Origin of the sequence: Bradyrhizobium sp. AS23.2, assembly GCF_001908185.1 — a bacterium.
In the GTDB taxonomy this organism is placed as follows: Bacteria; Pseudomonadota; Alphaproteobacteria; order Rhizobiales; family Xanthobacteraceae; genus Bradyrhizobium.
Genome location: NZ_LGHM01000280.1, coordinates 1 through 3581, shown reverse-complemented (window position 1 = coordinate 3581; position 3581 = coordinate 1). Strand labels below are relative to the sequence as shown.

Annotated in this window: 3 protein-coding genes; 2 read left to right on the top strand and 1 reads right to left on the bottom strand. The window is 57.6% G+C overall.

The features are described from left to right. Nucleotides 1–127: 127 nt before the first annotated feature. Nucleotides 128–412, top strand: coding sequence for a hypothetical protein (locus AC630_RS41045; protein ID WP_143198722.1), 285 nt, complete (start codon nucleotides 128–130; stop codon nucleotides 410–412). A gap of 533 nt (nucleotides 413–945) precedes the next feature. Next, complete coding sequence (locus tag AC630_RS41040) at nucleotides 946–1551, top strand: Uma2 family endonuclease (RefSeq protein WP_074124051.1); 606 nt, start codon at nucleotides 946–948, stop codon at nucleotides 1549–1551. Between the two features lie 1036 nt (nucleotides 1552–2587). On the opposite strand, the gene AC630_RS44950 is transcribed toward AC630_RS41040, so the two are convergent. Next, nucleotides 2588–3271, bottom strand: coding sequence for a hypothetical protein (locus AC630_RS44950; RefSeq protein ID WP_143198721.1), 684 nt, complete (start codon nucleotides 3269–3271; stop codon nucleotides 2588–2590). Between the last annotated feature and the right edge of the window lie 310 nt (nucleotides 3272–3581).

Sequence of the window (3581 nt, the reverse complement as noted above, 5' to 3'; positions counted from 1 at the left end):
CTACATCAACGAGCTGATTCGAATGCAGCTCAGAGAAGTGGAGAGAGCGCACGAGCTCGTCCGGACGCTGGATGAGATCGCAATCCAACTCGAAAACGATACATCAGATTCGGAAAGGGACTGAGTGATGCCGTTTCCGATACAGATCGACGATGAGCTCTACGCCCGCGTGGCTGCTGCCGCAGCAGATGAAGGCAAGGACGCGTCAACGTACGTCGCCGAGCTGGTGCGTGTCGCCCTTCGCAGACGTTTCGCCGCGGCCCTATCGGCCGATACAGAGGACCTGGAAGAGAACTATGCCTTGCCGCCGTTCTCATTGGAGAATTACGAACTGCAGCGCGACCCGGACGAAAGCGATGAGGACTACGCCTTTCGGCGCTCCCTGTTCGAGGGCCGCGCCGGCAAGGGCTGACCGCTGACCGCCCCTGAATTCGGCAACACACCTGCGCAGACGAAAAGCCCCGCCGATGAGGCGAGGCTTTTTGCATCAACAACAAGTCAGAATATGAGATTCCGGGGGCTCACAATCGGCGAACTGGTTGCGGCCACGGGCAAAGTGTGTCCGCTGTCCCCTCTCCAAATCATTGAAATCCGCGAGCGCTGGATTCAGCGCATTGAGCCGCTGGCAGATGGCGCCGGGTAAGGTATGTCCCCTTGGATAAGCGCCTGTCTACGTTGCGACAGCCATCTTCCTGGCGACGAATTTACCTAGGGCCAGCGCCAAGGTGAGCGCCGCAATTACCGGGACTCGCTAACGGGAACGGTTAGGCTGAATTTGCCCCGGATCTGCGGCGTCACCACATTTCCCGCGATGGGGCTGTTTGGGTGATTTTCGCCATCCAGGGCGTAACTGTTACGGGCTCGTACCCGGTTCGGGTGTCTGGGCGGGCTTTCCTATCGCACCAAGCAGTTTATATTACAGGCGGCGAAGATCTGGATGTTGCAATGGGCATTCCCGAGCACGAAAAGCTCTCGATTGACGATTTTTTCGATGCCATTTCAGGCAGCGAGGTCCGCTACGAGCTCGTAGGCGGCGTAGCCTATGCCATGGCCGGCGCCAAAGAAGGGCACAACGTCATCTGCAGCAACGTCCAGACCGCCTTCGTTCCGGCCGGGAAGAAGAAGGGGTGTCGTACCACGTCGAGCGACACGGCCGTCCAGACCGGTCCGGATACGATCCGATATCCCGACGTAGTGGTGGATTGTGGGCCGCCCAATGCAGCCGCAATGACGGCCTCCAATCCGACCCTGATCGTCGAAGTCTCCTCGCCGGGCACCGCCGTCTTCGACTACGGAGACAAGCTGCGCGAATACCAAGATTTGAAGAGCGTCGACACGGTTATCCAGATCGAGTCCGAGATTGCGCTCGTTAAGGTTCACCGACGGCAAGAAGACGGAAAGTGGACCGAGGAAAAGTTCGAGGAATTTGACATCGCCATTCCACTTCCGACGCTGGGCACGTCCATCTCGCTGAACGAGATTTACGACACGCTCGATGTGAGACCTCGACCGCGTCTCCAGATCATAAGAAGCGACCATACTCCTCGTTGATCGGCCGACTCTTATTGCACCATGTTTCCGAGGGTGACACCTCGGAAGAGCGTGCCGAATCTGGTGATCTTCGCGACCGGTCGCTTCCGGGAGATTGCGTCCATCAGCGAATCCGAGACCCTCTCGTAGAGCGCCACTCGTCTGAGAACAGCGAAGAGAAAAATCCCGCCGTCGCCGGCGGGGTTTTGTGTGTGTTCGGCCGAGGGGACCTACTTTGCCCCGATTAGGGGACGAACTTATAGGGGCAGCAAGAAGCAGCAGCCGCCGGTTTGATCCGCAAAAGACACTGGCGCGCCGGCAAGATAGTGATCTCCCGTTCCTCCGCGAGGATCGCATCGGAGGCCAGGCGCTCCTGCTCGATACCTGCGTGTATATCGACCAGGTGCAGGGCCGCGCACCCGACTTGCTTGACATGTTGATTGCCACACGACAGGCCAACCATTCCAGCGTCGCTGTCCAGGAGCTAATGCACACCGTCGGCGTTCTCGATCCCAAGGACCATCGCTCGCCGGCCGTCATTAATGCGCTCCGCACTGACGCTGACGACGCCGATTCCGAACAACAACAAGTCGGAATATCAAGAACAGCCGGTTGTAGAACCGCAATTATATTATTGATGCGAAAACTTTCGTGTGTATGTAGAGGCACTTAGCTGGCGGCATATTTCCCAACCATATGCCGACTTCACGCAAGTCGGAATATCGTTTTCGATCGAAATTGCTCGGGCTCACCAGGGATCAGGACGTCTGCCCCGAGAGCCTTCGTCTTCGGCTCTTCCTTGGCACCGTCGTGCTCGCCCGCAAGGGACGCTTCGCTCTTCGCCCTTACGTGCTGCGCGCGCCGTTGCCGCGGGTCGCCTGCGACGGCGGCTCCGGGGATCAGACTGATGATGCCAGGCTTCGACTTCAGGGAAGTCAGGGCGGAAGCGGTCGCCAACGATCGCGCAGGATGTCCGCTCTATCCCGGTGAGCCGACGTATCGATGGGCAAATGGACCTTCAGCTACGGGCCAAGAGCGGTCATCCCGGGCTACGTGATCATTGAACAGAAGAACCGGCTATGCGTCGTGTGAAGCGGCGAATCCCAACGACTAGATTTCTCGTCCTAAACACCAGAGCTATGACCCATTCTGGCGTTCCCAGATGACGGAGTATGTCCGCGTTGCCGTGATCTATTTCCTCCCACATGTTTTGGTCGGTATAGGATGCATTGTTTTCATTGCACCGGACGAGCCTCCAATTGATCGCTTCTAGCAAGGCGTCGACGCCTGACAGATGCCGAGCAAAATCCAGTTCTCTTCGAGCGCAAATCCGTTCGATCCGATGGCGGACCGCTTCGTCGTAGCGGATACCCCGCTTCTCCAGCCTTGCATGGGTCGCCTCATGTACGATAGCCGATGCGATCCATTCGAGCGTTGTGGTCTCAGAAGCGACGACACGTTCGTCGAGCAAGCAGGCGTTCAAGGAATGCAGATAGCAGCCGGCTCCATGCGGAACTAGCTGCACCCAGATTCGAGACAGGTTATTCTTGACACGTCGGTAGTGAAGTGGAGCGAAGCGCTCGATCAGCTGGAGCGCGGCTTCAACGCGTTGCAGATCTAGCTCGGGATTGTCTGATCGGGCACTCCCGATCCAAAGGCCATCGATCGTGCGGCTTTTCGAAAGCCACAGCGCAAATTTGTCAGCCAGAGAGGGTCTTTTCGCGGGAGAGCCGCGAGACATGGGCCACCGTCGCTTCCGACTACGTTAACTTATCCCCAAACCGATACGCGGAGCTCCACTTCGGTGGACTTAAGAACGTAACTCAAAATATATCGATTGTTTGGGCCATGTCCGCCTTGGGTCAATCGCGCCGGTCGGACGCTCGGCCAGCCGCTTCCGGTCTAATCCCGATAACCGGACAACGCGAAAGCCGATCCGGACTTCCCATGTGGGCCAGAAGCGGTCATTGTGCACTTGTTTCTTTCGAGATTGGCGTCGTCCATTGATGATGGAATTTTGCGATCCTTAACCATTACTTCAGAGGCGATAT